General features: G+C 73.5%; 22 protein-coding genes. 11 read left to right on the top strand and 11 right to left on the bottom strand.

The genetic code is table 11. The features are described from left to right. The first annotated feature begins 94 nt into the window (after nucleotides 1-94). The 3 genes from E8D37_RS07520 to E8D37_RS07530 are packed head-to-tail and all read left to right on the top strand — an operon-like array spanning nucleotide 95 to nucleotide 2699. Nucleotides 95-1336 carry a thiolase family protein gene (locus E8D37_RS07520; protein ID WP_136569170.1) on the top strand — a complete coding sequence of 414 codons (1242 nt, stop codon included), beginning with the start codon at nucleotides 95-97 and terminating at the stop codon, nucleotides 1334-1336. Further along, on the top strand, nucleotides 1333-2010 hold the full coding sequence (locus tag E8D37_RS07525; protein WP_136569171.1) for a 3-oxoacid CoA-transferase subunit A: 678 nt from the start codon (nucleotides 1333-1335) through the stop codon (nucleotides 2008-2010). Before E8D37_RS07520 ends, E8D37_RS07525 begins: the two co-directional genes overlap by 4 nt. Next, the gene (locus E8D37_RS07530; RefSeq protein ID WP_136569172.1) at nucleotides 2010-2699 is read left to right on the top strand and encodes a 3-oxoacid CoA-transferase subunit B; all 690 of its coding nucleotides are present in this window, start codon (nucleotides 2010-2012) and stop codon (nucleotides 2697-2699) included. The genes E8D37_RS07525 and E8D37_RS07530 overlap by 1 nt, the downstream gene beginning before the upstream one ends. Before the next feature lie 63 nt (nucleotides 2700-2762). On the opposite strand, the gene E8D37_RS07535 is transcribed toward E8D37_RS07530, so the two are convergent. Both E8D37_RS07535 and E8D37_RS07540 read right to left on the bottom strand, forming a co-directional pair. After that, nucleotides 2763-3194: a nucleoside deaminase gene (locus tag E8D37_RS07535; RefSeq protein WP_136569582.1), complete on the bottom strand. Its 432-nt coding sequence runs from the start codon at nucleotides 3192-3194 to the stop codon at nucleotides 2763-2765. Nucleotides 3195-4146: 952 nt separating this feature from the next. Beyond that, nucleotides 4147-4638 carry a tRNA adenosine deaminase-associated protein gene (locus E8D37_RS07540; RefSeq protein WP_240770265.1) on the bottom strand — a complete coding sequence of 164 codons (492 nt, stop codon included), beginning with the start codon at nucleotides 4636-4638 and terminating at the stop codon, nucleotides 4147-4149. 148 nt (nucleotides 4639-4786) lie between these two features. On the opposite strand from E8D37_RS07540, the gene upp reads away from it, so the two are divergent. After that, a complete protein-coding gene (gene upp, locus E8D37_RS07545) occupies nucleotides 4787-5428 on the top strand; it encodes a uracil phosphoribosyltransferase (RefSeq protein WP_136569174.1) in 642 nt (213 codons plus the stop codon). Nucleotides 5429-5490: 62 nt separating this feature from the next. Then, nucleotides 5491-6234: a GTP pyrophosphokinase family protein gene (locus E8D37_RS07550; RefSeq protein ID WP_240770266.1), complete on the top strand. Its 744-nt coding sequence runs from the start codon at nucleotides 5491-5493 to the stop codon at nucleotides 6232-6234. Between the two features lie 35 nt (nucleotides 6235-6269). Here E8D37_RS07550 and thpR read toward each other — a convergent pair whose 3' ends face one another. The 7 genes from thpR to E8D37_RS07585 all read right to left on the bottom strand — a co-directional run bounded on the left by thpR (nucleotide 6270) and on the right by E8D37_RS07585 (nucleotide 12384). Further along, nucleotides 6270-6854: an RNA 2',3'-cyclic phosphodiesterase gene (gene thpR, locus E8D37_RS07555; RefSeq protein WP_136569175.1), complete on the bottom strand. Its 585-nt coding sequence runs from the start codon at nucleotides 6852-6854 to the stop codon at nucleotides 6270-6272. Nucleotides 6855-6856: 2 nt separating this feature from the next. Next, nucleotides 6857-7615, bottom strand: a complete 759-nt coding sequence (locus tag E8D37_RS07560; RefSeq protein WP_136569176.1) for a VIT family protein — start codon at nucleotides 7613-7615, stop codon at nucleotides 6857-6859. Between the two features lie 109 nt (nucleotides 7616-7724). Continuing rightward, entirely contained in the window at nucleotides 7725-9281 is a 1557-nt protein-coding gene (locus E8D37_RS07565) for an MDR family MFS transporter (RefSeq protein WP_240770267.1), read from the bottom strand. 102 nt (nucleotides 9282-9383) lie between these two features. Continuing rightward, entirely contained in the window at nucleotides 9384-10538 is a 1155-nt protein-coding gene (locus E8D37_RS07570; protein ID WP_136569178.1) for an acyl-CoA dehydrogenase family protein, read from the bottom strand. A 23-nt stretch (nucleotides 10539-10561) separates the two neighbouring features. After that, on the bottom strand, nucleotides 10562-11002 hold the full coding sequence (locus tag E8D37_RS07575; protein WP_136569179.1) for a ClpX C4-type zinc finger protein: 441 nt from the start codon (nucleotides 11000-11002) through the stop codon (nucleotides 10562-10564). A gap of 227 nt (nucleotides 11003-11229) precedes the next feature. Next, the gene (locus E8D37_RS07580; protein ID WP_136569180.1) at nucleotides 11230-11697 is read right to left on the bottom strand and encodes an AsnC family protein; all 468 of its coding nucleotides are present in this window, start codon (nucleotides 11695-11697) and stop codon (nucleotides 11230-11232) included. A 174-nt stretch (nucleotides 11698-11871) separates the two neighbouring features. Next, on the bottom strand, nucleotides 11872-12384 hold the full coding sequence (locus E8D37_RS07585) for a ClpX C4-type zinc finger protein (protein ID WP_136569181.1): 513 nt from the start codon (nucleotides 12382-12384) through the stop codon (nucleotides 11872-11874). A gap of 246 nt (nucleotides 12385-12630) precedes the next feature. Between E8D37_RS07585 and glgX the strand changes: the two genes are divergently transcribed. The 4 genes from glgX (at nucleotide 12631) to E8D37_RS07605 (ending at nucleotide 20042) form a co-directional block, all read left to right on the top strand. Continuing rightward, on the top strand, nucleotides 12631-14931 hold the full coding sequence (glgX, locus tag E8D37_RS07590; protein WP_136569182.1) for a glycogen debranching protein GlgX: 2301 nt from the start codon (nucleotides 12631-12633) through the stop codon (nucleotides 14929-14931). Then, nucleotides 14928-17303, top strand: coding sequence for a malto-oligosyltrehalose synthase (gene treY, locus E8D37_RS07595; RefSeq protein ID WP_136569183.1), 2376 nt, complete (start codon nucleotides 14928-14930; stop codon nucleotides 17301-17303). Before glgX ends, treY begins: the two co-directional genes overlap by 4 nt. Then, nucleotides 17303-19102 carry a malto-oligosyltrehalose trehalohydrolase gene (gene treZ, locus E8D37_RS07600; RefSeq protein WP_136569184.1) on the top strand — a complete coding sequence of 600 codons (1800 nt, stop codon included), beginning with the start codon at nucleotides 17303-17305 and terminating at the stop codon, nucleotides 19100-19102. The genes treY and treZ overlap by 1 nt, the downstream gene beginning before the upstream one ends. A 79-nt stretch (nucleotides 19103-19181) precedes the next feature. Then, entirely contained in the window at nucleotides 19182-20042 is an 861-nt protein-coding gene (locus E8D37_RS07605; protein WP_136569185.1) for a hypothetical protein, read from the top strand. Nucleotides 20043-20090: 48 nt separating this feature from the next. Here the strand turns inward: E8D37_RS07605 and E8D37_RS07610 are convergent, their stop codons facing one another. Beyond that, nucleotides 20091-20492 (bottom strand): helix-turn-helix domain-containing protein, encoded by a 402-nt coding sequence (locus E8D37_RS07610; protein WP_136569186.1) that lies wholly within the window; start codon nucleotides 20490-20492, stop codon nucleotides 20091-20093. Nucleotides 20493-20654: 162 nt separating this feature from the next. Here E8D37_RS07610 and E8D37_RS07615 point away from each other — a divergent pair, with 162 nt between their 5' ends. Beyond that, the gene (locus tag E8D37_RS07615; RefSeq protein ID WP_136569187.1) at nucleotides 20655-21587 is read left to right on the top strand and encodes a zinc-binding dehydrogenase; all 933 of its coding nucleotides are present in this window, start codon (nucleotides 20655-20657) and stop codon (nucleotides 21585-21587) included. Nucleotides 21588-21599: 12 nt separating this feature from the next. Here E8D37_RS07615 and E8D37_RS07620 read toward each other — a convergent pair whose 3' ends face one another. Then, nucleotides 21600-23771, bottom strand: coding sequence for an MMPL family transporter (locus E8D37_RS07620; protein ID WP_136569188.1), 2172 nt, complete (start codon nucleotides 23769-23771; stop codon nucleotides 21600-21602). A 165-nt stretch (nucleotides 23772-23936) separates the two neighbouring features. Here E8D37_RS07620 and E8D37_RS07625 point away from each other — a divergent pair, with 165 nt between their 5' ends. After that, nucleotides 23937-24716 carry a WHG domain-containing protein gene (locus E8D37_RS07625; RefSeq protein WP_136569189.1) on the top strand — a complete coding sequence of 260 codons (780 nt, stop codon included), beginning with the start codon at nucleotides 23937-23939 and terminating at the stop codon, nucleotides 24714-24716. The last annotated feature ends 27 nt before the right edge of the window (nucleotides 24717-24743 follow it).

Raw genomic sequence — 24743 nt, forward strand, 5'->3', positions numbered from 1 at the left:
ACGAGCCTGCCACCAGTACTGATAAGCGGCAACGATCAATAGCGCTGAACTTCGTATTGGCGTCGATCAATGCTCCGGGCCTAGCGTCGACGCCGTGACCGACAGCTACCTCTACGCCGCCGCCCGGACCCCGTTCGGCCGCTTCGGCGGCGCGCTCGCGGACGTGCGCCCCGACGACCTGGCCGCCACGGCCCTGCGCGCGGTCGTCGACCGCGCCCCCGGCCTCGACGCCGGCGACCCCGAGCTCGCCATCGACGACGTGGTCTGGGGCTGCGCCAACCAGGCCGGCGAGGACAACCGCAACGTCGGCCGCATGGCCGTCCTGCTCTCCGGGCTGCCGGTCTCCGTGCCCGCCACCACGGTCAACCGGCTCTGCGGCTCCTCGCTGGACGCCGCGATCGCCGGCTCCCGCGCCATCGAGTGCGGGGACGCCGAGGTCGTGGTCGCCGGAGGCGTGGAGTCCATGACGCGCGCGCCCTGGGTGCTGCCCAAGCCCTCGCGGGCCTACCCGGCGGGCAACGTCACCGCCGTCTCCACCACGCTGGGCTGGCGCCTGGTCAACGCCCGGATGCCGCAGGAGTGGACCGCCTCGCTCGGCGAGTGCAACGAGCAGCTCGCCGAGCGCTCGGGCATCAGCAGGGAGCGGCAGGACGCCTTCGCGGCCCGGTCCCACGAGCTGGCCGCCGCGGCCTGGGACGCCGGCTTCTACGCCGACCCGCTGCTCGGCGTGGTCGCGGTCGACGGCGTCGACCTGGACCGTGACGAGTCGATCCGCCCCGGCTCCACCCCGGAGAAGCTGGCGGGGCTCAAGCCCGCCTTCCGCGCCGACGGGTCCATCACCGCGGGCAACGCCTCGCCGCTCAACGACGGTGCCTCCGCCGTCCTCCTCGGCTCCGCGTCCGCCGCCGGCACCCTCGGCCTGGACCCGGTGGCCCGGGTCGCCGGGCGCGGCGTGCACGCCCTCGCACCGCAGGAGTTCGGGTTCGCACCGGTCGAGGCCGCGAACAAGGCGCTGCGCCGCGCCGGCATCGGCTGGGAGGACGTGGACGCCGTGGAGCTCAACGAGGCCTTCGCCGTGCAGTCCCTCGCCTGCGTGGACGCCTGGAAGATCGACCCGGAGATCGTCAACGCCAAGGGCGGCGCGATCGCGATCGGGCACCCCCTCGGCGCCTCGGGCGGTCGCGTGCTGGCCACGCTCGCCTCGCGGCTGCGCGAGACCGGCGGCCGGTACGGCGTCGCCGCCATCTGCATCGGCGTCGGGCAGGGCCTCGCCGTCGTCCTGGAGAACGTGAGCGCCTCGGTCACCGGCGCCACTGCGGGCGAGGCGACCCGATGAGCGCCGCCAGCATCCTCGCCTCCTACGCGGACGCCGTCGCCGACGTCGAGGACGGCGCGACCGTCCTGGTCGGCGGCTTCGGCATGGCCGGCATGCCCGTCGAGCTCATCGACGCCCTCATCGAGCAGGGCGCCAAGGACCTCGTCATCGTGTCCAACAACGCCGGCAACGGCGACACCGGCCTCGCCGCGCTGCTCGCGGCGAAGCGGGTGCGGAAGGTCGTGTGCTCCTTCCCTCGGCAGAGCGACTCCTGGGTCTTCGACGGCCTGTACCGGGCCGGCCAGATCGAGCTCGAGGTCGTCCCCCAGGGCAACCTCGCCGAGCGGATGCGGGCCGCCGGGGCCGGGATCGGCGCGTTCTTCTGCCCCACCGGCGTCGGCACCCCCCTCACCGAGGGGAAGGAGACCCGGGTCATCGACGGGCGGACCTACGCCCTGGAGTACCCGATCAAGGGCGACGTCGCGCTCATCAAGGCCCACCGCGCCGACACCATGGGCAACCTCGTCTACCGCAAGACCGCCCGGAACTTCGGGCCCGTGATGGCGACGGCGGCCCGGACCGTCATCGCCCAGGTCTCCGAGGTGGTCCCGCTCGGCGGGCTCGACCCGGAGGTCGTGGTCACCCCGAGCATCTACGTCGACCGGGTCGTGTGCCCGACCGCCCAGGAGTCCTGATGAGCACCCCCTCCACCTCCTCCGCCCCGGCCGAGGCCGGGCCGCGCGACAAGCACGCCCTGGCCGCCGCGATCGCCCGCGACGTCCCCGACGGCGCCTACGTGAACCTCGGCATCGGCCAGCCCACGCTGGTCGCCGAGCACCTGCGCGAGGGCTCCGGCGTGGTGCTGCACACCGAGAACGGGATGCTGAACTTCGGCCCCGTGGCCACCGGTGACGACGTCGACCTCGACCTCACCAACGCCGGCAAGATCCCCGTCACCGAGCTGCCCGGCGCCGCCTACTTCCACCACGCCGACTCCTTCGCCATGATGCGCGGCGGCCACCTGGACGTGTGCGTGCTCGGCGCCTTCCAGGTCTCCGCGAACGGCGACCTCGCCAACTGGCACACCGGCGCCCCCGACGCCATCCCGGCCGTCGGCGGGGCGATGGACCTCGCCATCGGCGCCGAGCAGGTCTGGGTGATGATGACGCTGTTCGCCAAGGACGGCACCGCCAAGATCGTGCCGACGTGCACCTACCCGCTCACCGGCCTGGCCTGCGTCGACCGCGTCTACACCGACCTCGGCACCTTCGAGCTCGCCGCCTCGCGCGGGCGCGCCGACGGCGCCGTCGTCGTCCGCGACCTCTCCGGCATCTCGCTCGAGGAGCTCGGCGGCCGGCTGGACGTGCCGGTCGTGCTCGGCTGAGCGCGCTCGTCCCTCGTCGTCCGGCCGGGTCCGGCCGGCCGGCCCGTCATCCGCGCCGACCGCTCACCGGTGCTCGGCGAAGAACTCCCGCAGCAGGTCCGCGCACTCGGCGGCGAGCACCCCGCCGACGACCTCGGGGCGGTGGTTGAGCCGACGGTCGCGGACGACGTCCCAGAGCGAACCGACGGCCCCGGCGCGCTCGTCCCAGGCGCCGAGGACGACCCGGTCGACCCGCGACAGGACGGCCGCCCCCGCGCACATCGTGCACGGCTCGAGCGTCACGACGAGCGTCCCGCCCTCCAGCCGCCACTCGCCGCGCGCCGCGGCGGCCTCCCGCAGTGCCACGACCTCGGCGTGCCCGGTGGGGTCGCAGGTGGCCTCGCGGACGTTCCGGCCACGGCCCCACACCTCGCCGTCCGGCCCGACGACGACGGCGCCGATCGGCACGTCCCCGGTCGCGGGCGCCCGGCGGGCCTCGGCGAGCGCCAGCCGCATCGCCGGCTCCCAGGCGGGAGCGGCGGAGGCGGTGACCCCGGAGGCACCGGAAGCACCCGGGCCGCCGGGGGTCTCGGGGCTCGTGGACGACGACACGGGGCTGAGTCTCCCAGAGCAGCCGCCCCCGTGCCGCACGCACCGGATCAGCCGATCAGCCGCCCCGCCCAACCCGGCAGCGCTCTCGGCGTCCAGGAGGACCGAACCCGCCCGTCTCTGTGCCAACAACACGCTGACCTGGCCTGATGCGCATGCCCCCGGGCCGGCTGTGCCGTTCGGTCCTCGTGGGCGCGAGGACCCAACGCCGGCGCCCGCGTCGCGCTTCGGTCCTCGTGGCCACGAGGACCCAACACGACGGCCGGCCGGGTTACAGGCCGCTGACCTGCACTGATTCGTTCGCCCGCCGACCGCTCGACTCGTTCGGTCCTCGTGGGCGCGAGGACCCAACGCCGGCGCCCGCGTCGCGCTTCGGTCCTCGTGGCCACGAGGACCCAACACGACGGCCGGCCGGGCCACAGGCCGCTGACCTGCACTGATTCGTTCGCCCGCCGACCGCTCGACTCGTTCGGTCCTCGTGGGCGCGAGGACCCAACGCCGGCGCCCGCGTCGCGCTTCGGTCCTCGTGGCCACGAGGACCCAACACGACGGCCGGCCGGGCCACAGGCCGCTGACCTGCACTGATTCGTTCGCCCGCCGACCGCTCGACTCGTTCGGTCCTCGTGGGCGCGAGGACCCAACGCCGGCGCCCGCGTCGCGCTTCGGTCCTCGTGGCCACGAGGACCCAACACGACGGCCGGCCGGGCCACAAGCCGCTGACCTGCACTGATTCGCCCGCGTGCCGACTGCCCGACCCGTTCGGTCCTCGTGGCCACGAGGACCGAACGGCAGGCTCAGCTGCCCGCAGCCGCACCTCACAGCGGGGGAGCAACAGGGCGGACGACAGAGGAGCCCGGCGTCAGAGCGTGGCGAGCCCCACGGCGTCGTCGAAGAGCTCACCGAACCCGAGGCGCTTGGCGAGGTCGGAGAGCACCTCGTCGAGGTACTCGGCCTCGGCGGTGTCATCGAGGAGGTCCTCCATCTCGACGGCGCCGATGCCGAGGTCCGCGAGGACGTCGAGGTCACCGACCGGGTCGCTCAGCTCGTCGTCCTCGGGGTCGTCGAGGTCGAGGAAGTCGAGCACGGAGGTGGCGAGGTCGTACTCCTCGGCGGCCGTCCCGTCCGAGAGCAGCACCCGCGTGAGCGGACCGGCCACGCGCACCAGCACGAAGAACTCGTCGGCCACGGAGATCATCGCGAGGGCGTCGGGGGCGAGCTCGCGCAGCGCCTCGGCGACGTCCTCCACGTCCTCGAGGTCGTCGTCGGAGAGCTCCGCGACGTTCCACCAGCCGTCCTCGCGGTACGCCACCAGGGCGACGTCCACGTCGTTCAGCTCATCGATCTCGTCCACGCTCGGGCCTCCGGTTCCCCAGCACGTCACCGGCGCGCACCGGCACGGACCAATGTGACAGACCCGCGGGCGCGGGACCAGTGCTTTGCGGCACCCACCCGTCCACGCCGGCCGCCGCGCTACCCCCGCAACCCGTAGGCTGCCGCCCATGCGCACCCACGTCGTGGACCACCCGCTCGTCACCCACAAGCTCACCACCCTGCGCGACGAGCGCACCGACTCCCCGACCTTCCGGCACCTCACCGACGAGCTGGTCGCGCTCCTGGCCTACGAGGCCACGCGGGACGTCCGGGTCACCCCGGTCGAGATCACCACCCCGGTCGCGCCGACCACCGGCGTCCGCCTGGCCTCCCCCAAGCCCCTCGTGGTGCCGATCCTCCGTGCCGGCCTGGGCATGCTGGACGGCTTCATGCGCCTGCTCCCCACGGCCGAGGTCGGCTTCCTCGGGATGGTCCGCAACGAGGAGACCCTCGAGGCCTCCACCTACGCCAACCGCCTGCCCGACGACCTCTCCGGCCGCCAGTGCTACGTCCTGGACCCGATGCTCGCCACCGGCGGCACCCTCGCCGCGGCCATCCGCTTCCTCGTCGACCGCGGCGCCGACCACATCACCGCCATCTGCCTGCTCTCCGCGCCCGAGGGCACCGCCCGCCTGGAGCAGGAGCTCGCGGACCTGGAGGTGCCGGTCACCGTCGTCACCGCCGCCATGGACGAGCGGCTCAACGAGCACGGCTACATCGTCCCGGGCCTCGGGGACGCCGGCGACCGGCTCTACGGCGTCGTCGACTGAACCCCGGCCGGGCGGCCCGCCGGTTCACCCCGGGTGAGGGGCCCCGACCTACCCTGTCCGGCGTGGACACCGACGACCGCTGGGAGCCGGGCTCCCTCGGCGAGGGGACCCGGCGCTTCCTCCTCGAGCACAAGTTCGGCATGGAGGAGATCGTCACCAAGCTGAACATCCTCAAGGACGAGTTCGCCCACCTGCACGAGTCCAACCCCATCGAGCACGTCTCCAGCCGCATCAAGACGCTGGAGAGCCTCGAGGAGAAGATGGGCCGCAAGGGCGTGCCCGCCGACTCCCGACCGTCGTTCGAGGAGATCCGTGCCCGGGTCACGGACATCGCCGGCGTGCGCGTGGTCTGCAGCTTCGTCTCGGACGTCTACCACGTCTTCGACATGCTCGGCTCGCAGTCGGACCTCACCGTCCGCGAGGTCCGCGACTACATCACCGAGCCCAAGGCGAACGGCTACCGCAGCCTGCACGCGCTCATCGAGGTGCCGGTCTTCCTCTCGGCCGGCACGGTGCCGGTGCTGGTGGAGGTGCAGATCAGGACCATCGCGATGGACTTCTGGGCCAGCCTCGAGCACAAGATCTACTACAAGTACCGGCGCGAGGTGCCCCAGCAGCTGCTCGCCGGCCTGCGGGACGCCGCGGAGACGGCCGCCACCCTCGACACCACGATGGAGGGGCTGCACCAGGAGATCCGCGGGCTCGAGCCGCTCCCGGACGACGTGGTGCGCAGCCTGCGCGCCGGCATCTCCAGCGACGCGATGCTGCGCTCCTCGCTCAAGCACCTGGCCGACCCGCTGCTCTGAGTCCCTGCTCTGAGTCCCTGCTCTGAGTCCCTGGCTCAGCCCAGCGGAGCGTCGGCGACGGGCTCGTACCGGCGGCCGTGACCGGTCGGCACGCTCGCCAGCAGCGTCACCACGTCCGGGCTCCAGGACGGGCCGGCGTACCCGTCGAGCAGCCGCACCCAGTCGTCCACGTGACCGGGGTGCCGCCGCCGCGCCAGCGTGAGGTGCGGCCGGAACGCCCGGCCCTCGACCCGGGTCCCGGCCCGCGCGGCCGCGTGCCGGCAGCCGGTGGCGAGCCGGCCCAGCTCCGCCAGGTCGTCGGGCGCGCCCGCGAGTCCCGCCCACAGCACCTGGGCCGCGGCCGGGTCGGGGAAGGCGCCGCCGCCGGCCAGGGACAGGCAGGGTGGACGCCGCCGGGCGGCCGCGTCCGCCACCGCGTCGGCCAAGGACTCGGCACGCTCGTCGGCCGAGCCGCGCGGCCCGGCGTCCACCTCCCCGTAGAAGGCGAGGGTGACGTGCCGGCCCGACGGGTCCGCGAGCCGGAGCCCAGCAGCCGCCGCGGCCTCGCGCCGCGGCTCGACGAACGCCTCCAGGTGCGCGAGCGCCTCGGGCGGCGGGACGAGCGCGGCGAAGAGCCTCACGCTCAGAGGTGCGTGCCCAGCAGGGTCCCGATGCCGTACGTGACGGCCATGGCGAACAGGCCGCCGCCGACGTTGCGGAGCACCGCGCGGGTGCGCGGGGCGTCCCCGAACCAGGCGCTGGACCAGCCGGTGACGGCGAGCGCCACGGCTACCGCCACCACGGTGACGGCCACGCGCCACGTCGCCCCCACGAGGACGATGGTGAGCAGCGGCAGGAGCGCACCGACCGTGAACGCGAGCATCGACGCGAGCGCCGCGGCCCAGGGGTTGGTGAGGTCGTCGGGGTCGATGCCGAGCTCGGCCTCCGCGTGGGCGCGCAGCGCGTCGTGCTCGGTCAGCTGGACGGCGACCTCGCGCGCCAGCTCGGGGGTGAGCCCCTTGGCCTGGTAGATCCCGGTGAGCTCCTCCAGCTCTTCCTCCGGTGTCTCGGCCAGCTCGCGGCGCTCGACCTCCAGGACGGCGCGCTCGGAGTCGCGCTGGGTGCTCACCGAGACGTACTCGCCGGCCGCCATGCTCAGCGCGCCGGCCACCAGCCCGGCCACGCCCGCGACCACGAGCGAGCCGCGGTCGCTGGTCGCCCCGGCGACACCGACGACGATGCCCGCGGTCGACACGATGCCGTCGTTGGCGCCCAGCACCGCCGCCCGCAGCCAGTTGAGCCTCTGGTGGAGGCTGTCGTCGTGCGGCTCGTCGTGGGCCGCGTCCTCGGGGGCGCCACCGGTCGGCTCGGTGGGCTCGTGCACGGCCTGGTCCGTCGTCATGCGTCGATCATCGTCGGCCGAGCCGTCCCCGTCCACGCAGGTCAGGCTGTCCTTCGTCACCCTCGGGCACCCTTCTGGTCGAGGCTGGTCGCGGCGGGACTCGGCGGGGTCAGGCGGACGCCGTGCGGGCCGCCGGGCCGGGCGTGCCGGGCGTGCCCGTCGGCCGGTCGCCGGCGTCCCCGTCCGAGGCGGCGTCCGTGTCCGGGGCGGGCGCGGCGTCCGGGCTGTCGTGGTCGGCCTTCACGTGCCGCGGCATCACCAGGCCGGCGCCGACGAGCGCGAGGGACACGATCGCCGCCCCGACGAACACGACGCGGATCGCCGAGTGCAGGACGCCGCCGGACAGCTCCTCCAACGACGGGGCGTCGCTGCCGAGGCGGGCGGTGACCACCGCGTTGGCGAGCGCACCGAACACGGCCGTGCCCAGCACCGAGCCCACCGACCGCGCGAACATGGCGGTGCCGGTGGCCACGCCGCGGCGCGCCCAGTCGACGCTGGACTGCGCCGCCACGATGGAGGGGCTGACCACGAGGCCGAACCCGAGACCCAGCACGAAGCAGGGCAACGCCAGCATGAGCAGGGAGCTGTCGGGGCCCACCAGCAGGAGGAGCGCCCCGCCCACGACGCCGAACGCGGCGCCGAGGAGCATCGCGGCGCGGTAGCCCCAGCGCAGGTAGATCCGGCCGGCGTTGGACGCGGCGATCGGCCAGCCGACGAGCATCGCGGCCAGCGCGAGGCCCGAGACCAGCGCGCCGTGGCCGAGGACGCTCTGGGCGTACAGCGGCACGTACGAGGTGAGCCCGAGCATCATCACGCCCACGACCAGGCTGCCGAGCATGGCCGAGCCGACGACCCGGTGGCCGAACACCCACGGCGGGAGCACGGGCTGCTCGACCCGACGCTCGACCAGTGCGAACGCCACCAGCGTGACGACCGCCAGCGCCACGAGACCGAGGCTGACGGGCGACGTCCAGGACCACTCCACGCCTCCCTCGAGCAGCGCCAGCAGCAGCGAGACGCCACCGATCGCGAGCAGGGAGGACCCGAGGACGTCGACGGGCTGGCGCTGCCGCTGCACCTTCTCGTGGAAGTTGCGGGCCAGGACGTAGGCGGCGACCACGCCGAGCGGGAGGTTGATCGCGAAGATCGCGCGCCAGGAGACGTAGTCGGCGAAGACACCACCGAGCGTCGGGCCGACGACGGAGGACGTGGCCCACACCGCGGCGATGTAGCCCTGGACCACGGACCGCTCGGCCGCGGTGTACAGGTCGCCGATGATCGTGATGCCGACCGGCTGGATCGCGCCGGCGCCCAGGCCCTGGATCGCCCGGAAGACGATGAGCGGGACCATCCCCCAGGCCACCATGCAGAGCAGCGAGCCGAGGACGAACAGGCCGATGCCCAGCAGGGCCATGGGCTTGCGGCCGAACTGGTCGGAGAGCTTGGCGTACAGCGGCGTGCTGATCGCCTGGGCCAACAGGTAGACGCTGAAGAGCCACGGGAACTGCGTGAAGCCGCCCAGGTCCTCCACGACCGCCGGCACCGCGGTGGCCAGCACGGTCGCGTCGATGGCCACCAGCGCCGTGCTGAGCATGACGGCCAGGAGCACGGGGCCGCGCTCGGACCGCAGGCCCACGGAGGCGCGGCTGATCTGGGGAGCACTCACGTGCGTCCCCAACTCGTCGCCCGTGGCAACCATTCCCTGCGGCTGGACCGGTCCGGCCCGGCGCCCCGACCACCCGGGGTCAGGCGCTCACCGGCTCGGGGCTCAGAGCCCCAGGTCGCGCCCGATGAGCTCCTTCATGATCTCGTTCGAGCCGGCCCAGATCTTCGAGACCCGCGCGTCGCGCCAGGCGCGGGCGACGCGGTACTCGTTCATGAACCCGTAGCCGCCGTGCAGCTGCACGCAGTGGTCGAGGATGCGGTTCTGGATCTCGGAGGTCCACCACTTCGCCTTGGCGGCGTCGACCGGCGTGAGCTCCTTCTTGCTGTGGGCCAGCACGCACTGGTCGACGTAGGCCTGGGTGACGTCGACCTGCGTGAACAGCTCGGCCAGCAGGAACTTGTTGTGCTGGAAGGAGCCGATGGGGGCGCCGAACGCGGCACGCTCCTTGGTGTACTCCAGCGTCTCCAGGAGGATCTGCTTGGCGTGGGCGAGGTTGGAGATGGCGCAGCCCAGGCGCTCCTGCGGCAGCTTCTGCATCATGTGGATGAAGCCGCCGTCGACCTGGCCGACGACGTCGGCCTCGGTGACGCGGACGTTCTCGAAGAACAGCTCCGCGGTGTCGGACTCGTCCTGCCCGACCTTGTCGAGCTTGCGGCCGCGGCTGAAGCCGGGCGCGCTGGTCTCGATGCCGAACAGCGTGATGCCGCGGGCGCCCTTCTCGGGGCTGGTGCGCACGGCGGTCACCACGAGGTCGGCGGAGTAGCCGTTGGTGATGAAGGTCTTCGAGCCGTTGACGACCCAGCCGTCCCCGTCGCGGACGCCGGTCGTCTTGAGGGCGGCGAGGTCGGAGCCGCCGGACGGCTCGGTCATGCCGATCGCGCAGAGCAGCTCGCCGCTGGCGACCCGCGGCAGCCAGCGCTCGTGCTGGTCTGCCGTGCCGAGCTCGACGAGGTACGGCGCGACGATGTCGGAGTGGATGCCGACGCAGCTCGAGAGCGCGGCGTTGACGAAGGAGAGCTCCTCCATCAGGACGGCGTTGAACCGGTAGTCCCCGTCCTTGAGGTCGCCGGCGCCGCCGAACTGCTCCGGGATCTCCAGGCCGAGGAAGCCCTGCTTGCCCGCCTCGAGCCAGAACTCACGGGGCAGCGCCTTCGCGACGGCGTGCTCCTCGACGTGGGGCACCACCGAACGCTGCAGGAACTCGCGCACCGAGTCCCGGAAGGCCTCGTGGTCGTCTTCGTAGATCGTCCGCTCCATGGGGAGGAGCGTACGCCCGGACGCTACTGTTCGGTAACCTCTTCCCGCTCGGAACCTTCAGCCCCGGCGGGAAGATCGGGCAGGCGCTTGGCGAACCGCTCCCACGCCGCCTGGCGCGTCACGCCGAGGGTGCGGCCGATGTGGGCCCAGGAGATGCCGGACTCACGAGCGACGGCCACCCAGGTGAAGAGGAACCGCTCCACCTGGCGCGAGGCGGCCACGATCCGGGGCAGCGCCTCGAGGATCTCGGCCTCGGAGCGGTCCTTCCACGCCACGTCCACCAGGTCGGGGACCTCGCCGGACGTGACGAGCAGGTGGGCCGTCTCCACGCACTCGGCGCAGCAGAGGACGCCGAAGCCACCCACCACGCGATCGTCGGCGGAGGCGGTGCGGCCGCAGAACGAGCACACCTTGCCCTCGGGGTCGAGCAGCACGGGTCGCTCGCGCCGGTCCACTGGTTCCATGTCACACCCATCGTCGGCGGTACGACCCGCCTGAGCCTGGAGTCAAGAAATACTGTCGTCGGCCCCGGAACCGTTGGGGCCGATCATGCCAGCAGCGGCACTCCCGCGGGACGAAGGGTGGGCGGGGCGTGTCGGCCAGAAGAGTGTGAGGCGGGCCACCCGCCGCCGTGGGCACGACGGCCGGCGGGCGGCCCGCAGGTGACCGGGGAGAGGCCCGGCCGGCGGGCTCAGCGGCCCGCGGTCACCACGCCGTAGCGGGACTCGGCACGGGCGGCCTCGGACGGGGCGACGTGGTCGGCCACGTCGGTGCCGTCGGCGCCCGGCAGGCGCTTCGCGAAGCGCTCCCAGGCGGCCTGACGGGTGGTGCCGACGACGCCGCCGATGCGGGCCCAGCTCAGGCGTGCGTCCCGGGTGCGGCCCACCCAGGCGACGAGCTCGCGCTCGGCCTGGCGCGAGGCCTCGAGGGAACGGGCGAGGCCGGCCAGCAGGTCGATGCCGGCCCAGCGGTCGGCACCGGCACCGGACTCCAGGGCGCGACCGGCCTCGGCCGCGCACCCGGCGCAGATGTAGGAGCCGAAGCCCGGGTACAGCGCGTCGCCGGCGACGGGCTCGAGGCAGAAGCTGCAGGACGCCGCGGCGCCGAGCGAGGGCTCGTTCGCGGGGGCGCTGGACGTGGGGGACGTAGTCGGGGACACGGCGACATCTTGCCTCGTCGCGGACCCCTCCCGAGCCCACCTGGGGCCCGGAGCGGGCTAATCACAGGGTCATCACAGGGACTTCGTGGTCATCCCTGGGCTGACAGCCGCGACACGCGGGAAACCTGTGCCCGACGTCACCGCCGTGGCGTCACGTCCGGGCGGCCGGAACGCTCAGCGCACCTCGTCGGTGGCGCGGTCGTCGTCGGCTCCGCCGGAGCCGGCGGCCGGGGCGTCCGCCGGGCCCGAGCCCTCGGCGAGCAGCTCGGTGACGTCGGGCAGCCGACGGGCGAACCGCTCCCAGGCGGCCTGGCGGGTCGTCCCGAAGACGTCCCCGACCGCCGCCCACGAGTAGCCGTGCGCCCGGGCGATCGCGACCCAGGTGAAGAGGAACTCGTCGGCCTGGCGGGCGGAGGCCCGCATGATCCGGAGACCGTCGAGGACCCCGGCGTTCGTGCCGTCCTCCCAGTAGGCGGGGACGCCGCCCGGCTGCACGTCCGCCGGGTCGGTGCCGTCCAGCATCGCCAGGGCGCCCACGAGGCACGCGCGGCAGATGAGCGCGCCGTACCCGCCGGCGAGCGGTCGGTCCTCGGCTGCGCCGTGGCCGCAGAACGAGCAGATCTTGCCCGCGGTGGTCTGCTCCACCGCGCTGTACTGCTGCCCCTCGGGGTCGGCTGCCGTGTCCATGGATGGGTATCCAACCAGTCAGGTGGCGGTGTACGAGCGCACAGGGGACTCATGGCTCCCACCTGGGCGGACGTCGGCTTCCGACAGGGGCCCCACCAACGCCCGGACGCACCGACGGGTGAGTCCCCCCGCGGTGCAAGGTGATGTGCGCCGCCCGCCGCCCCTGCTTGAGTGCGCGGTGGCGGGGTACCACCCCGGCGAGGAACCACCGCGGGCCCACCGCGGTGGCGTCGAGGAGGGGAGCAGATGGAGATCTGGCCGGGCAACGCCTATCCGCTGGGGGCCACGTTCGACGGCACCGGCACGAACTTCGCCCTCTTCAGCGAGGTCGCCGAACGCGTCGAGCTGTGCCTGTTCGACGACGGGGACGGCGACGACGGCGCCCTGGTCGAGACCCGCGTCGAGCTCACGGAGATCGACGCGCACGTGTGGCACTGCTACCTGCCCGCCGTCCAGCCCGGGCAGCGCTACGGCTACCGCGTCCACGGCCCCTGGGACCCGGCACAGGGTCTGCGGTGCAACCCGAACAAGCTGCTGCTCGACCCGTACGCGAAGGCCACCTACCGCGAGATCGACTGGGACGAGAGCCTCTTCGGCTACCACTTCGGCGACGAGGACTCCCGCAACGACGGCGACTCCGCGGCGCACATGACGCTCGGGGTCGTCATCAACCCCTTCTTCGACTGGGAGGGCGACCGGCGCCCGAACCGGCCCTACAACGAGTCGCTGGTCTACGAGGCGCACGTCAAGGGTCTCACCATGCTCCACCCGGACGTCCCCGAGGAGCTGCGGGGCACCTACGCGGGCATCGCCCACCCCGCCGTGATCGAGCACCTGGTCAAGCTCGGGGTCACCGCCGTCGAGCTCATGCCGGTCCACCAGTTCATCCAGGACTCCACGCTCCTGGAGAAGGGGCTGCGCAACTACTGGGGCTACAACACCCTCGGGTTCTTCGCCCCGCACGCGGACTACTCCTACTGGGCCCGCGACGAGCGCTACCGCGGCCAGCAGGTCCAGGAGTTCAAGGGCATGGTCAAGGCCCTGCACGAGGCGGGCATCGAGGTCGTCCTGGACGTCGTCTACAACCACACGGCCGAGGGCAACCACCTGGGCCCGACGCTGTCCTTCAAGGGCATCGACAACCAGGCGTACTACCGGATGGTCGAGGACGACCAGCGGTACTACATGGACTACACGGGCACCGGCAACAGCCTCAACGTCCGGCACCCGCACTCGCTCCAGCTGATCATGGACTCGCTGCGCTACTGGGTCACCGAGATGCACGTCGACGGGTTCCGCTTCGACCTCGCCTCCACCCTGGCCCGCGAGTTCTACGAGGTCGACCGCCTCGCCACCTTCTTCGAGCTCGTGCAGCAGGACCCGGTGGTGAGCCAGGTGAAGCTCATCGCCGAGCCGTGGGACGTCGGCCCCGGCGGCTACCAGGTCGGCGGGTTCCCGCCGCAGTGGTCGGAGTGGAACGGCAAGTACCGCGACACGGTGCGCGACTTCTGGCGCGGTGAGCCGGTGCTCGGCGACTTCGCCAGCCGGCTGGCCGGGTCCTCCGACCTGTACGAGCACTCCGGCCGGCGTCCGTTCGCCTCCATCAACTTCGTCACCGCCCACGACGGCTTCACCCTGCGCGACCTCGTCTCCTACAACGAGAAGCACAACGCGGCCAACGGCGAGGACAACAACGACGGCGAGAGCCACAACCGGTCCTGGAACCACGGCGTCGAGGGGCCCACGGACGACGCAGACGTGCTGCGGCTGCGCGCCCGCGCCCAGCGCAACCACCTCGCCACCCTCCTGCTGAGCCAGGGCGTGCCGATGCTGCTGCACGGTGACGAGGGCGGTCGCACCCAGGGCGGCAACAACAACACCTACGCGCAGGACTCCGAGATCTCCTGGATGCACTGGGAGGACCTGGACCGGCCGCTCGTGGAGTTCACCGCCGCCGTCGCCCGGCTGCGGATGGAGCACCCGACCTTCCACCGCAAGCGCTTCTTCACCGGCACCGAGGTCCGCACCGGCCCGGAGGGCGAGGACCGGCTCAACGACATCGTCTGGCTGCACGCCGAGGGCCGCCCGATGGAGGAGTGGGACTGGAAGGAGTCGCACACCGTCGGCATGTACCTCAACGGCCACGGCATCGCCGGCAAGGACGCCCGCGGCCAGACCATCACCGACGACCACTTCCTCCTCTACTTCAACGCCTGGCACGAGGACGTCGCGGTGACGCTGCCCCCCGAGGAGTTCTCGGCCCGCTGGCAGGTCGCGCTCGACACCTCCTCCTCCACCGACGAGAACGACGTCATCCGGTGCGAGGACGGGCTGGTGCTGCCGGCGCGCAGCCTGCTCGTCCTCCAGGAGTGGACGGCCCCGCCGGTCGAGGTCGACCACTCCGTCGACGCCTCCATCGCGGCCCTCGCCGAGCACGCGGAGGCCGAGGTCGCCCAGGCCGAGCGCGCGGACGGGGCACCGGACGAGGCGGACGGGGCGGACGGGGCGGACGGGGCCTCCCCCGACGACGCGGGGGCGGACGAGTGACCCGCCGGCCGACGTCCGCCCCGACCTCGACCTACCGGCTGCAGATCACGGCCGAGGACGACCTCTTCGCGGCCGCCGACCGGCTGGGCTACCTCCACGACCTGGGCGTGGACTGGGTCTACCTCTCCCCGATCCTGGCCGCGGAGCCCGGCTCCACGCACGGCTACGACGTGGTGGCCCACGACCACCTCGACCCCGAGCGGGGCGGCGAGGCCGGGCTGGCCGCGCTCTCCGCCCGGGCCCGCGAGCTCGGCATGGGCGTGCTGGTCGACATCGTGCCCAACCACGTGGGCGTGGCGACGCCGTCGGAGGACCCGTGGTGGTGGGAGGTCCTCATGCTCGGCCGCGACGCCCCGCACGCCCACGCCTTCGACGTGGACTGGGACGCCGCGGGCCAGCGCCTCCAGCTGCCGGTGGTGGGCACGGACGACGTGCGCGCCGACGGGTCGGTCGCGCACCTGAGCCTGGTGGAGACCGACCGCGGCCTCGAGCTGCACTACTGGGACCACGCTTTCCCCGTAGCCCCCGGCACGGCGAGCGGCCCCGACGACGACCCGAGCGCCGTCCACGACCGGCAGCACTACGAGCTGGTCGACTGGCACCGGGCCGACGACGCCCTCAACTACCGCCGCTTCTTCGCGGTGAACACCCTCGCCGCCGTGCGGGTGGAGGAGCCGGACGTCTTCGCCGAGACCCACGTGGAGATCGCCCGCTGGTTCCGCGAGGGCCTGGTGGACGGCCTGCGGGTCGACCACCCCGACGGCCTGCGCGACCCCCGGAAGTACCTCGACGACCTGGCCGCCCTCACCGGCGGCGCCTACGTGCTGGTGGAGAAGATCCTCGAGCCGGGCGAGGAGATGCCGACCACCTGGGCCACCGAGGGCACCACCGGCTACGACGCGCTCGCCCTCGTGGAGCGGGTGCTCGTGGACCCCGCGGGCGAGGGCCCGCTCTGCGCCCTCGACGCCCAGCTGCGGGGCCTGCCCGACGGCGAGGCCGCGGACTTCCACGCCATGGTCCACGACCTCAAGCGCGAGGTGGCCGACGGCATCCTGCACAGCGAGGTCAACCGCCTCGTCCGCGAGCTCCGGCGCTTCCTGCCCACGCTCTCCCCCTACCGCTGCGCCGACGCCGTGAGCGAGCTGCTCACCTGCTTCCCGGTCTACCGGTCCTACCTGGCGCTGGGCCCCTCCCCCGAGGAGCCGGACCTCACCGGCGTCGAGCACCTGGACGCCGCGTTCGCCGCCGCGCGGGCCCACCGCCCCGACCTGGCGGAGACGTTCGACGTCCTCGAGCCCTGGCTGCACGACCCCGCGCTGGCCGCGACCCGGCGGTTCCAGCAGACGTCCGGCATGGTGATGGCGAAGGGCGTGGAGGACTGCGCGTTCTACCGCTACCCGCGGCTCACCTCGCTCACCGAGGTGGGCGGCGACCCGTCGGTCTTCTCCCTGGACGTCGCGGGCTGGCACGCGGCGATGGCGCAGCGGCAGGAGCAGTGGCCCCTGGCGATGACCACGCTGTCGACCCACGACACCAAGCGCGGCGAGGACGTCCGGGCGCGGATCACCGCCCTGGCGGAGGTGCCGATGCTGTGGGCGTCCGCGCTCGGGCGGCTGCTCGAGGCCGTGCCCCTGCCCGACCCGGTCTTCGGCGGGCTGCTCTGGCAGGCCGTGCTCGGCGCGTGGGGCAGCGACCCGGACGACGTCCTGCGCGAGCGGCTGCACGCCTACGCGATGAAGGCCATGCGCGAGGCCGGGGACCGGACGACGTGGACGGCGCCGGACGAGGCCTACGAGGCCGCGGTGCACGCTGCGGTGGACGCGGCCTTCGACTCCCCCGCCGTGCGGACGGTGCTCGACGAGCTGCTCGCGGCCGTCCTCGCCCCCGCCTGGAGCAACACCCTGGCCGCGAAGCTGCTGGCGCTCACCATGCCCGGCGTGCCCGACGTCTACCAGGGCTCGGAGCTGCTGGAGCAGTCGCTGGTCGACCCCGACAACCGGCGTCCGGTCGACTTCGCCCACCGTGCCGCCGTGCTCGCGGGCGAGGCCGGCGACGACGCGGCCGACAAGCTGCACGTCGTCACCACCGCGCTGCACCTGCGACGCGACCGCCCGGAGGCCTTCACCTCCTACACGCCGGTCGAGGTGACCGGCGAGGCCGCCGAGCACGTGCTGGCCTTCGACCGCGGTGGCGTCGTCACGGTGGTCACCCGGCTCCCCGGCGGGCTCGCCCGCCGCGGCGGCTGGGGCGACACCCGGCTCGTGCTGCCCGAGGGCGCCTGGCACGACGCCCTCACCCGCCACGGCACGGACGGCCTGCTGGCCGACCTGCTCGCCACCCACCCCGTCGCGCTGCTCGTGAAGGAGTCCTGATGGACACCCCGCTGACCAAGCCCGGCCGCGGGCCGTTCGACGTGTGGGCGCCGCGGCCCGACTCCGTGGCGCTGCGGCTCGGCGACGGGTCGACCGTGCCCATGACGCGGGGCGAGGACGGCTGGTGGACGCCGACCGCGCCCGTGCCCCTCGAGGGCGCCGTCGACTACGGGTACCTGCTCGACGGCGACGAGACCCCGCGGCCCGACCCCCGCTCGCCGCGGCAGCCGCACGGCGTCCACGGGCTCTCGCGCGTGGAGGCCGGCGCGCCGTACGCGTGGGGCGACTCCGCCTGGACCGGCCGACAGCTCGCGGGCTCGGTGATCTACGAGCTGCACGTCGGCACGTTCACGCCCGAGGGCACCCTGGACTCCGCGATCGAGCGGCTCGACCACCTCGTCGGCCTCGGCGTGGACCTCGTCGAGCCGCTGCCGGTCAACGCGTTCGGCGGCACCCACAACTGGGGCTACGACGGGGTCGGCTGGTTCGCGGTCACCGAGAACTACGGCGGGCCCGACGCCTACCGGCGCTTCGTGGACGCCTGCCACGCCCGCGGCCTGGGCGTCGTCCAGGACGTCGTCTACAACCACCTCGGCCCGTCCGGGAACTACCTCCCGCTGTTCGGCGGCTACCTCAAGACCGGCCGGAACACGTGGGGCGACCTGCTCAACCTCGACGAGGACGGCAGCGCCGAGGTGCGCCGCTACATCCTCGACAACGTCCGGACCTGGTTCACCGAGTACCACGTCGACGCGCTGCGGCTGGACGCCGTGCACGCGCTGCGGGACTCCGCGCACCGGCACCTGCTGGAGGAGATGGCGATCGAGACCGCCGCGCTCTCCGCCTCGCTCGGGCGGCCGCTCACGCTGATCGCCGAGTCCGACCTCAACGACCCGCGACTGGTCACCCCGCGCGAGGCGGGCGGCTACGGCCTGGACGCCCAGTGGAGCGACGACTTCCACCACGCCGTGCACGTCGCCCTGACCGGCGAGACGAGCGGCTACTACGCCGACTTCGAGCCGCTCTCGGCCCTGGCGAAGGTGTGCGAGCGCGGGTTCTTCCACGACGGCACGTACTCGTCCTTCCGGGGCCGCGACCACGGCGTCCCGGTCGACACCGCGCACCTGCCCACGTGGCGGCTGGTGGTGTGCAGCCAGAACCACGACCAGATCGGCAACCGCGCCGTCGGCGACCGGCTCACCGCGCACCTCGACGAGCACCAGCTCGGCTGCGCGGCGCTGCTCACGCTGACCGGCCCGTTCACCCCGATGCTCTTCCAGGGCGAGGAGTGGGGCGCGAGCACGCCGTTCCAGTTCTTCACCTCCCACACCGAGCCCGAGCTCGGGAAGGCCACCGCGGAGGGCCGGATCGCCGAGTTCGCGGAGATGGGCTGGGACCCGTCCCTCGTCCCCGACCCGCAGGACCCCGAGACCTTCACGCGGTCGAAGCTGGACTGGCCCGAGTCCACCTCCGGGCACCACGCGCGGCTCCTGGACCTCTACCGGCTGCTGGGCTCGCTGCGGCGGACCGAGCCCGCGCTCACCGACCCCGCGTTCGGGTCCACGCGGGCGCACGCGGACGAGGCGGCGCGGCTGTTCACGCTCGACCGGACGTCGTCCGCCGGCGGCTCCCCGCTGCGGCTGGTGCTCAACCTGGCCGACTCCTCCGCCTCGGTCCCCGTGCCCGAGGGGGCCGCAGTGCTCGCGCGCACGGGCGACCCGGCCGACGGCGACGTCACCGTCTCGGGCGGCCTGCTCGCCCTGGCCCCCCACGCCGGGGCGCTGCTCCGGCTCGGCTGAGGCACCCGGCGGCTGACGGGTTCCTGAGGGTCCGCCGCGCCCGCCCCCGGGACGGCCCCGCACCTGCCAGGATGGCCGGGTGCTGAGCCTCCCGCGCCGCGTCTCGTCCGCGCTCCTCCTGCTGATCGCGGCGCTGCTGCTGCCGGTGTGGCTGGTGGCGTCGTGGACCGAGTCCCTCGTCACCGATCCCGACGCCTACGTCGAGGCGGTGGCGCCCCTGGGCGAGCAGCCGGAGGTGCAGGCCGCGGTGGCCGACCGGGTCGCGGCCGCGCTGCAGCAGCAGATCGAGGACCGGGTGCCGGCGCTGTCCGTGCCCCTGGTGGACAAGGCGGTGCAGGCGATGGCCGACAAGGCCGTCGCCTCCGACGCGTTCCCGGGGCTGTGGACGGCGGCCAACCGCAGCGCCCACACCAGCCTCGCGGCCGCCCTCACCTCCGACCACGACGACTCCCCGGTCGAGATCGACCTGACCCCGGTGGTCGAGGAGGTGATCTCCCGGCTGGAGATGAAGGGGCTCCTGCCGGCGTCGGCGACGAGCACGACCCCCACCGTCGTCATCGAGATCGCCCAGCCCGACCAGCTGGTCCGGGCCCGGCACGCGTACGCCGTCCTGGCGTTCTTCGACCGGTGGCTGCCGTGGCTCATGGCCGCGCTGGTCGTGGCCGCGGTGGTGATCACGCCCAAGCGACTGCGCGCGCTGCTGGTCGGGTCGTTCCTCGGCCTGCTCACGACCGGGCTGCTCGCGCTGGCCCTCGTCACGGCCAGGCCCCAGGTCCTCGACCTCGTCGAGCAGACCGTCGGCAGCTCGCAGTTCCTCGAGCCGACCTGGGACGCGCTGCTCGACAGCCTGTGGCACGAGCTGTCCGTGGCGGCGGCGGTGTGCGCCGCCGGCGTCCTGGCCTTCGGGCTGCTCGGGTTCCTGCGGCGGCGCCGGGGCTGAGTCGGCGTCGGGGCTGAGCCGCGTTCGTCGGCGCGTTCGTCGGCGGGCTCAGGCCCGATCGTCGTACTCCGCGCGCGCGGCGATCACGTCCACCATGTTGGACTCCGCCCACGTCTTGACCGACGACACCAGCTCCGCCAGCGACGCCCCCAGCGGCGTGAGGCCGTAGGTGACGCTCACGGGGACGGTGGGCTCGACCGTGCGGGTGACCATCCCGTCGCGCTCGAGCCCGCGGAGCGTCTGGGTGAGCATCTTCTGGCTCGCGCCCGCGATGGTCCGGGCGAGCTCGTTGTAGCGCAGGGCCCCCTTCTCGCGCAGGGCGCTGAGGATGAGGGCCACCCACTTGCTCGACAGCGTCTCGAGCAGCTCACGGCTCTTGCACTCGGCCATGAAGGCGTCGAACTCGATCTTCTCCAGCTCGCGGCGCTGGGCGGCGGTGAGGGTGGGCACGGGGGCCTCCTGGTCGGGACGGACGGGCGACTCGGCCGCACGACTCGGCGGGTAACGCACTTTCAGGTGCCTACTTACCAAAGGGGAGCAGCCCCTCCAGAGTGGAGCACGAAGGGCGGCAGCACAAGGGCCGCCGCCCCACCGCACTCCTCGGAGGTCCTCGTGAACACCCAGCTCCCCACCACCACCCGCGCCGCCGTCGTCCGCACCCCGGGCCCGGAGGCCGTCGTCGAGGTCGTCGACGTCCCGCTCGCGGCGCCGGCCGAGGGCCAGGTCGTCGTCCGGGTCGCCGCGGCCACGATCAACCCCGTCGACGTCGCCGTCGTCTCCGGCTTCTGGCACTCCGTCGGCGCGATCTCCCAGCCCGAGCACACCGGGATCGGGTGGGACGTCGCGGGCACCGTCGTCGCGGTCGGCGCCGGAGTCACCGACCTCGCCGTGGGCGACCGGGTCGCCGGCCTGCACGGCGGCGTCGACCACCCGGTCGGCACGATCGCCGAGCACGTGACCCTGGCGGCCTCCGACGTGGCCCGCGTGCCCGACGGCCTGGCCCTCACCGAGGCGGCGACCCTGCCCCTCAACACCCTCACCGCCGCCCAGCTGCTCGACCTGCTGGGCGAGCCGACGCCCGGCGCGACCCTCCTGGTGACCGGCGCGGCCGGGGCCGTCGGCGGGCACGCGCTGCGGCTGGCCGCGGCGCGCGGCTGGGCCGTGACCGGCCTGGCGCGGCCGTCCGACCGCGCCTACGTCGAGGCCGCCGGCGCGGCGTTCGTCGACGCCCTGCCCGAGGCGCCCGCCTTCGATGCCGTCGCCGACACCGCGGTGCTGGCGGAGGCAGCCGTGGCCGCCGTGGTCGACGGCGGCCTCTACGCCGGGGTGATCCCGCTGGCGGTCCCGGCCGGCGAGCGGGGCGTGCGCACGACCGCCGTGATGGCGAGCGCTGACGACGCCACGCTCGCCCACGCGCTCGAGGAGGCCGCCGCCGGCCGCCTCGACACCCGGGTGCACGTCACGCTGCCGCTGGCCGAGGCCGACAAGGCGGTGCGCACGGTCGCGGCCGGCGGGGTCCGCGGCCGGGTGGTCGTCCTGCCGTGACGGCCGCGGGGCTCAGTGACCGCGCAGCCCGTGCCGCTCCCACCACCGTGCGAGCGGCGCGGGCGCCCACCAGTTCCACCGGCCCAGGAGCTTCATGGTGGCGGGCACCAGGAGGGCCCGGACGACGGTCGCGTCGAGCAGCAGCGCCACCAGCATCCCCAGGCCGATCATCTTCATGAAGACCAGGTCGGACAGGCTGAACGCGCCGATCACGACCCCCAGCAGCAGGGCCGCGCTGGTGATGATCTGCCCGGTGCGCTGCAGGCCCACCTCGACCGCCCGGTCGTTGTCACCGCTCGCGTCCCACTCCTCGCGCACCCGGCTGAGCAGGAACACCTCGTAGTCCATCGAGAGGCCGAAGAGGATCGCCAGCATGAGGATCGGGTTGGTGGCGTCCAGGAAGCCCTGGGGCGTGAAGCCGAGCAGCCCCGAGAGGTGCCCGTCAGCGAAGATCCAGGTGACCACGCCGAAGCTGGCGGTGATGGAGAACAGGTTCATCACCACCGCCTTCACCGGCAGGACGAACGAGCCGAACGCGCCGAAGAGCAGCACGAACATCACGACCAGGACGATGAGCCCCATCACCGGCAGCTTCGCCGCGACCGAGGCCACCAGGTCCACCGTGGCCGCCGTGAGCCCGCCCACCAGCGCGGTGCCGGACGCCGGCTCGACCTCGCGCAGCGCCCGCACGACGTCCTGGCTCTCCTCGGTCTGGCTGTTGCCCTCCCAGGTGGCGGTGAGCAGGGTGACCGGCTCCGTCCCGTCCCCCGAGCCGGCGGTGCTGTCGACCGTCGCCACCGACGTGACGCCCTCGACCTGCTCTGCGCGCTCCACGTAGTCGGCCACGTCGGCCTCCTCGGTGCCCTCGAGCACGATCGAGGCGGTGGAGACCTCGCCGCCGAAGTCCTCGGCGAGGATGACGGCGGCCCGGTGGCTGGGCGCGTCGGGCGGCAGGACGCGGTAGTCCATCGAGCCGAAGGACGCGCCGAGGAACGGGCTGGCCACGACCAGCAGGCCGACGACGACCGTGACGGCCACCAGCACCGGTCGGCGCATGACGGCGCGCGCCAGGGCGGCCCAGCGGCCGGCGTCCGTGACGAGGACGTGGGGCCGCGCCCCGCCCGCCCGCCGACGCCACGGCATCCGGCCCGCCTCCACGCGGTGCCCGAGCAGCCGGAGGATCGCGGGCAGGAGGGTCAGGGAGGAGACCATCGCGACCAGCACCGCGGCCACGCCGCCGTAGGCCATCGACCGCATGAACGACTGCGGGAAGACCAGCAGGCTGGCCAGCGAGGCCGCGACCGTGAGCCCGGAGAAGAGGACGGTGCGACCGGCCGTGGCGAGGGTGCGCTGGACGGCGGCGGCGACGAGGTCGGGCCGGCCGCGGCCGAGGTCGGGGACCGTGGCCAGCTCCTCACGGAAGCGGCTGACGACGAAGAGGGCGTAGTCGATGGCCAGGCCGATGCCCAGCAGGGAGACGATGTTGACGGCGAAGACCGAGACGTCCGCGACCTGCGAGACGAGCCGCAGCAGGGCCAGCGAGCCGACGACCGCGGTGAGGCCCACGGTGACCGGCATGAGGGCCGCGACGACGCTGCCGAAGATCACCAGGGCCAGCACGAGCACGACCGGCATGGAGATCGCCTCGGCTCGCGCGAGGTCGTCGGCGGTGATCTGGTTGACGTCGTCGTAGGTGGCGAAGGTGCCGGCCAGGTGGGTCTCGACCTGGTCGCCGTCCGCCACGAGGAGCCCGGAGATCTCGTCGTAGCTGTCGAGCAGTTCGCTGTCGCTCTCGCCGCCGAGCGAGATGAGCACCTGGGCGGCGTGGCCGCCGTCGCCGACCAGGGAGCCCGACGGGTCCTCCCACCAGGGCACGACGCTCGCCGTCGAGCCCGCGGGCAGCCCGGCCAGCGCCTCGCGGACGGGCTCGACGAAGGCGTCCTCGTCGGCGGTGAGCTCGTCGGAGGTGTAGATCGCGACCACGTCGACGCTGCGGTGGCCGAACGCGTCGGTCTCGGCGGCGAGGGCCTGGTAGGACTCGGCGTCCGGGTCCTCGAAGCCACCGTTGACCAGGCCGCCGAAGACGCCGGCGCCGTACACGGCGGCCAGGACGACGAGCAGGAGGCCGACCCCCAGCACGCGGCCGGGGCGTCGGCCCACGAGTGCTCCCCACCGTTCGATCACGGTTCCTCCTCCGTCGCCTGGATGGTCGCCTGGACGGTCCCCAGAATGGTTCCTGAGACAGCATCAGTGATGGACAATCACACGAGTGAACGGCGTTCACGGTAAACGGTGTAAACTCCGCTCGTCAACGCGTTTCCCGTCCGCAGCACCCACCAGGAGCAGCCCGTGTCCAGCCCCGCGTCCCGCCCGGCCTCCGGCGCGGAGCCCACTCGGCGGGAGCGCCAGCGCGAGGCCACGTACGCGGAGATCGTCGAGAGCGCCCTGGGCCTGCTGCGCGAGGGCGAGGACCTCTCGCTGCGCGCCGTCGCCCAGCGGATGGGCATGACGGCGCCGGCGCTGTACCGCTACGTCGCCTCCTACTCCGAGCTCGTCGACCTCGTGGCGCTGCGCATCGACCAGGACGCGACCCGGCGCTTCGCGGCCGCCGCCGAGACGGTGCCCGCCTCCGACCCGGCGGCCCGGCTCGTCCTGGCGATCACGGAGTTCCGGACGTGGGCGATGACCTCCCCGCGGGAGTTCTCGCTGGTCTTCGCACACCCGGTGGCCGAGCCCGGCTGCCGGCCCGGCGAGCCGCTGACCGCCGCCGCCTCCGCGGAGCTGTTCACCACGATGCTGCACGACGTGTGGCGGGCGAACCGCTTCCCCGTGCCGGCCGTCGAGGACCTCCCCGAGGTGGTGCGCCAGGCCGTCCTCGACCCGGCGATCCCCGGACCCCAGCACCACCTGCCGGTGGAGGAGCGCGGCTTCGGCTGGGTGGCGATGCAGGGGTGGGCCCAGCTCTACGGCGTGGTGGCGCTGGAGGTGTTCGGGCACGTGGACGTGCGCCTGCTGGCGTCGGGCGAGCTCTTCCTCTCGACCCTGGGCCGGTTCGCGCCGCAGCTCGGGCTCGGGGCGGACGTCGAGCGCCTGGTCGGCCTGGCGCGCGCCCGGATCGCCGCGGCCTGAGCCTCCGCGGGGCACCACCGTCGCTGC

It is taken from the genome of Nocardioides sp. GY 10127 (assembly GCF_004919085.1).
Taxonomy (GTDB): Bacteria; Actinomycetota; Actinomycetes; order Propionibacteriales; family Nocardioidaceae; genus Nocardioides.

Bases quoted from the DNA above. Each gene is read 5' to 3' on its own strand.
- E8D37_RS07525 (WP_136569171.1), top strand. From the start codon at position 1,333: ATGAGCGCCGCCAGCATCCTCGCCTCCTACGCGGACGCCGTCGCCGAC.
- E8D37_RS07530 (WP_136569172.1), top strand. From the start codon at position 2,010: ATGAGCACCCCCTCCACCTCCTCCGCCCCGGCCGAGGCCGGGCCGCGC.
- E8D37_RS07535 (WP_136569582.1), bottom strand. From the start codon at position 3,194: ATGCGGCTGGCGCTCGCCGAGGCCCGCCGGGCGCCCGCGACCGGGGAC.
- upp (WP_136569174.1), top strand. From the start codon at position 4,787: ATGCGCACCCACGTCGTGGACCACCCGCTCGTCACCCACAAGCTCACC.
- E8D37_RS07560 (WP_136569176.1), bottom strand. From the start codon at position 7,615: ATGACGACGGACCAGGCCGTGCACGAGCCCACCGAGCCGACCGGTGGC.
- E8D37_RS07570 (WP_136569178.1), bottom strand. From the start codon at position 10,538: ATGGAGCGGACGATCTACGAAGACGACCACGAGGCCTTCCGGGACTCG.
- E8D37_RS07575 (WP_136569179.1), bottom strand. From the start codon at position 11,002: ATGGAACCAGTGGACCGGCGCGAGCGACCCGTGCTGCTCGACCCCGAG.
- E8D37_RS07585 (WP_136569181.1), bottom strand. From the start codon at position 12,384: ATGGACACGGCAGCCGACCCCGAGGGGCAGCAGTACAGCGCGGTGGAG.
- glgX (WP_136569182.1), top strand. From the start codon at position 12,631: ATGGAGATCTGGCCGGGCAACGCCTATCCGCTGGGGGCCACGTTCGAC.
- treZ (WP_136569184.1), top strand. From the start codon at position 17,303: ATGGACACCCCGCTGACCAAGCCCGGCCGCGGGCCGTTCGACGTGTGG.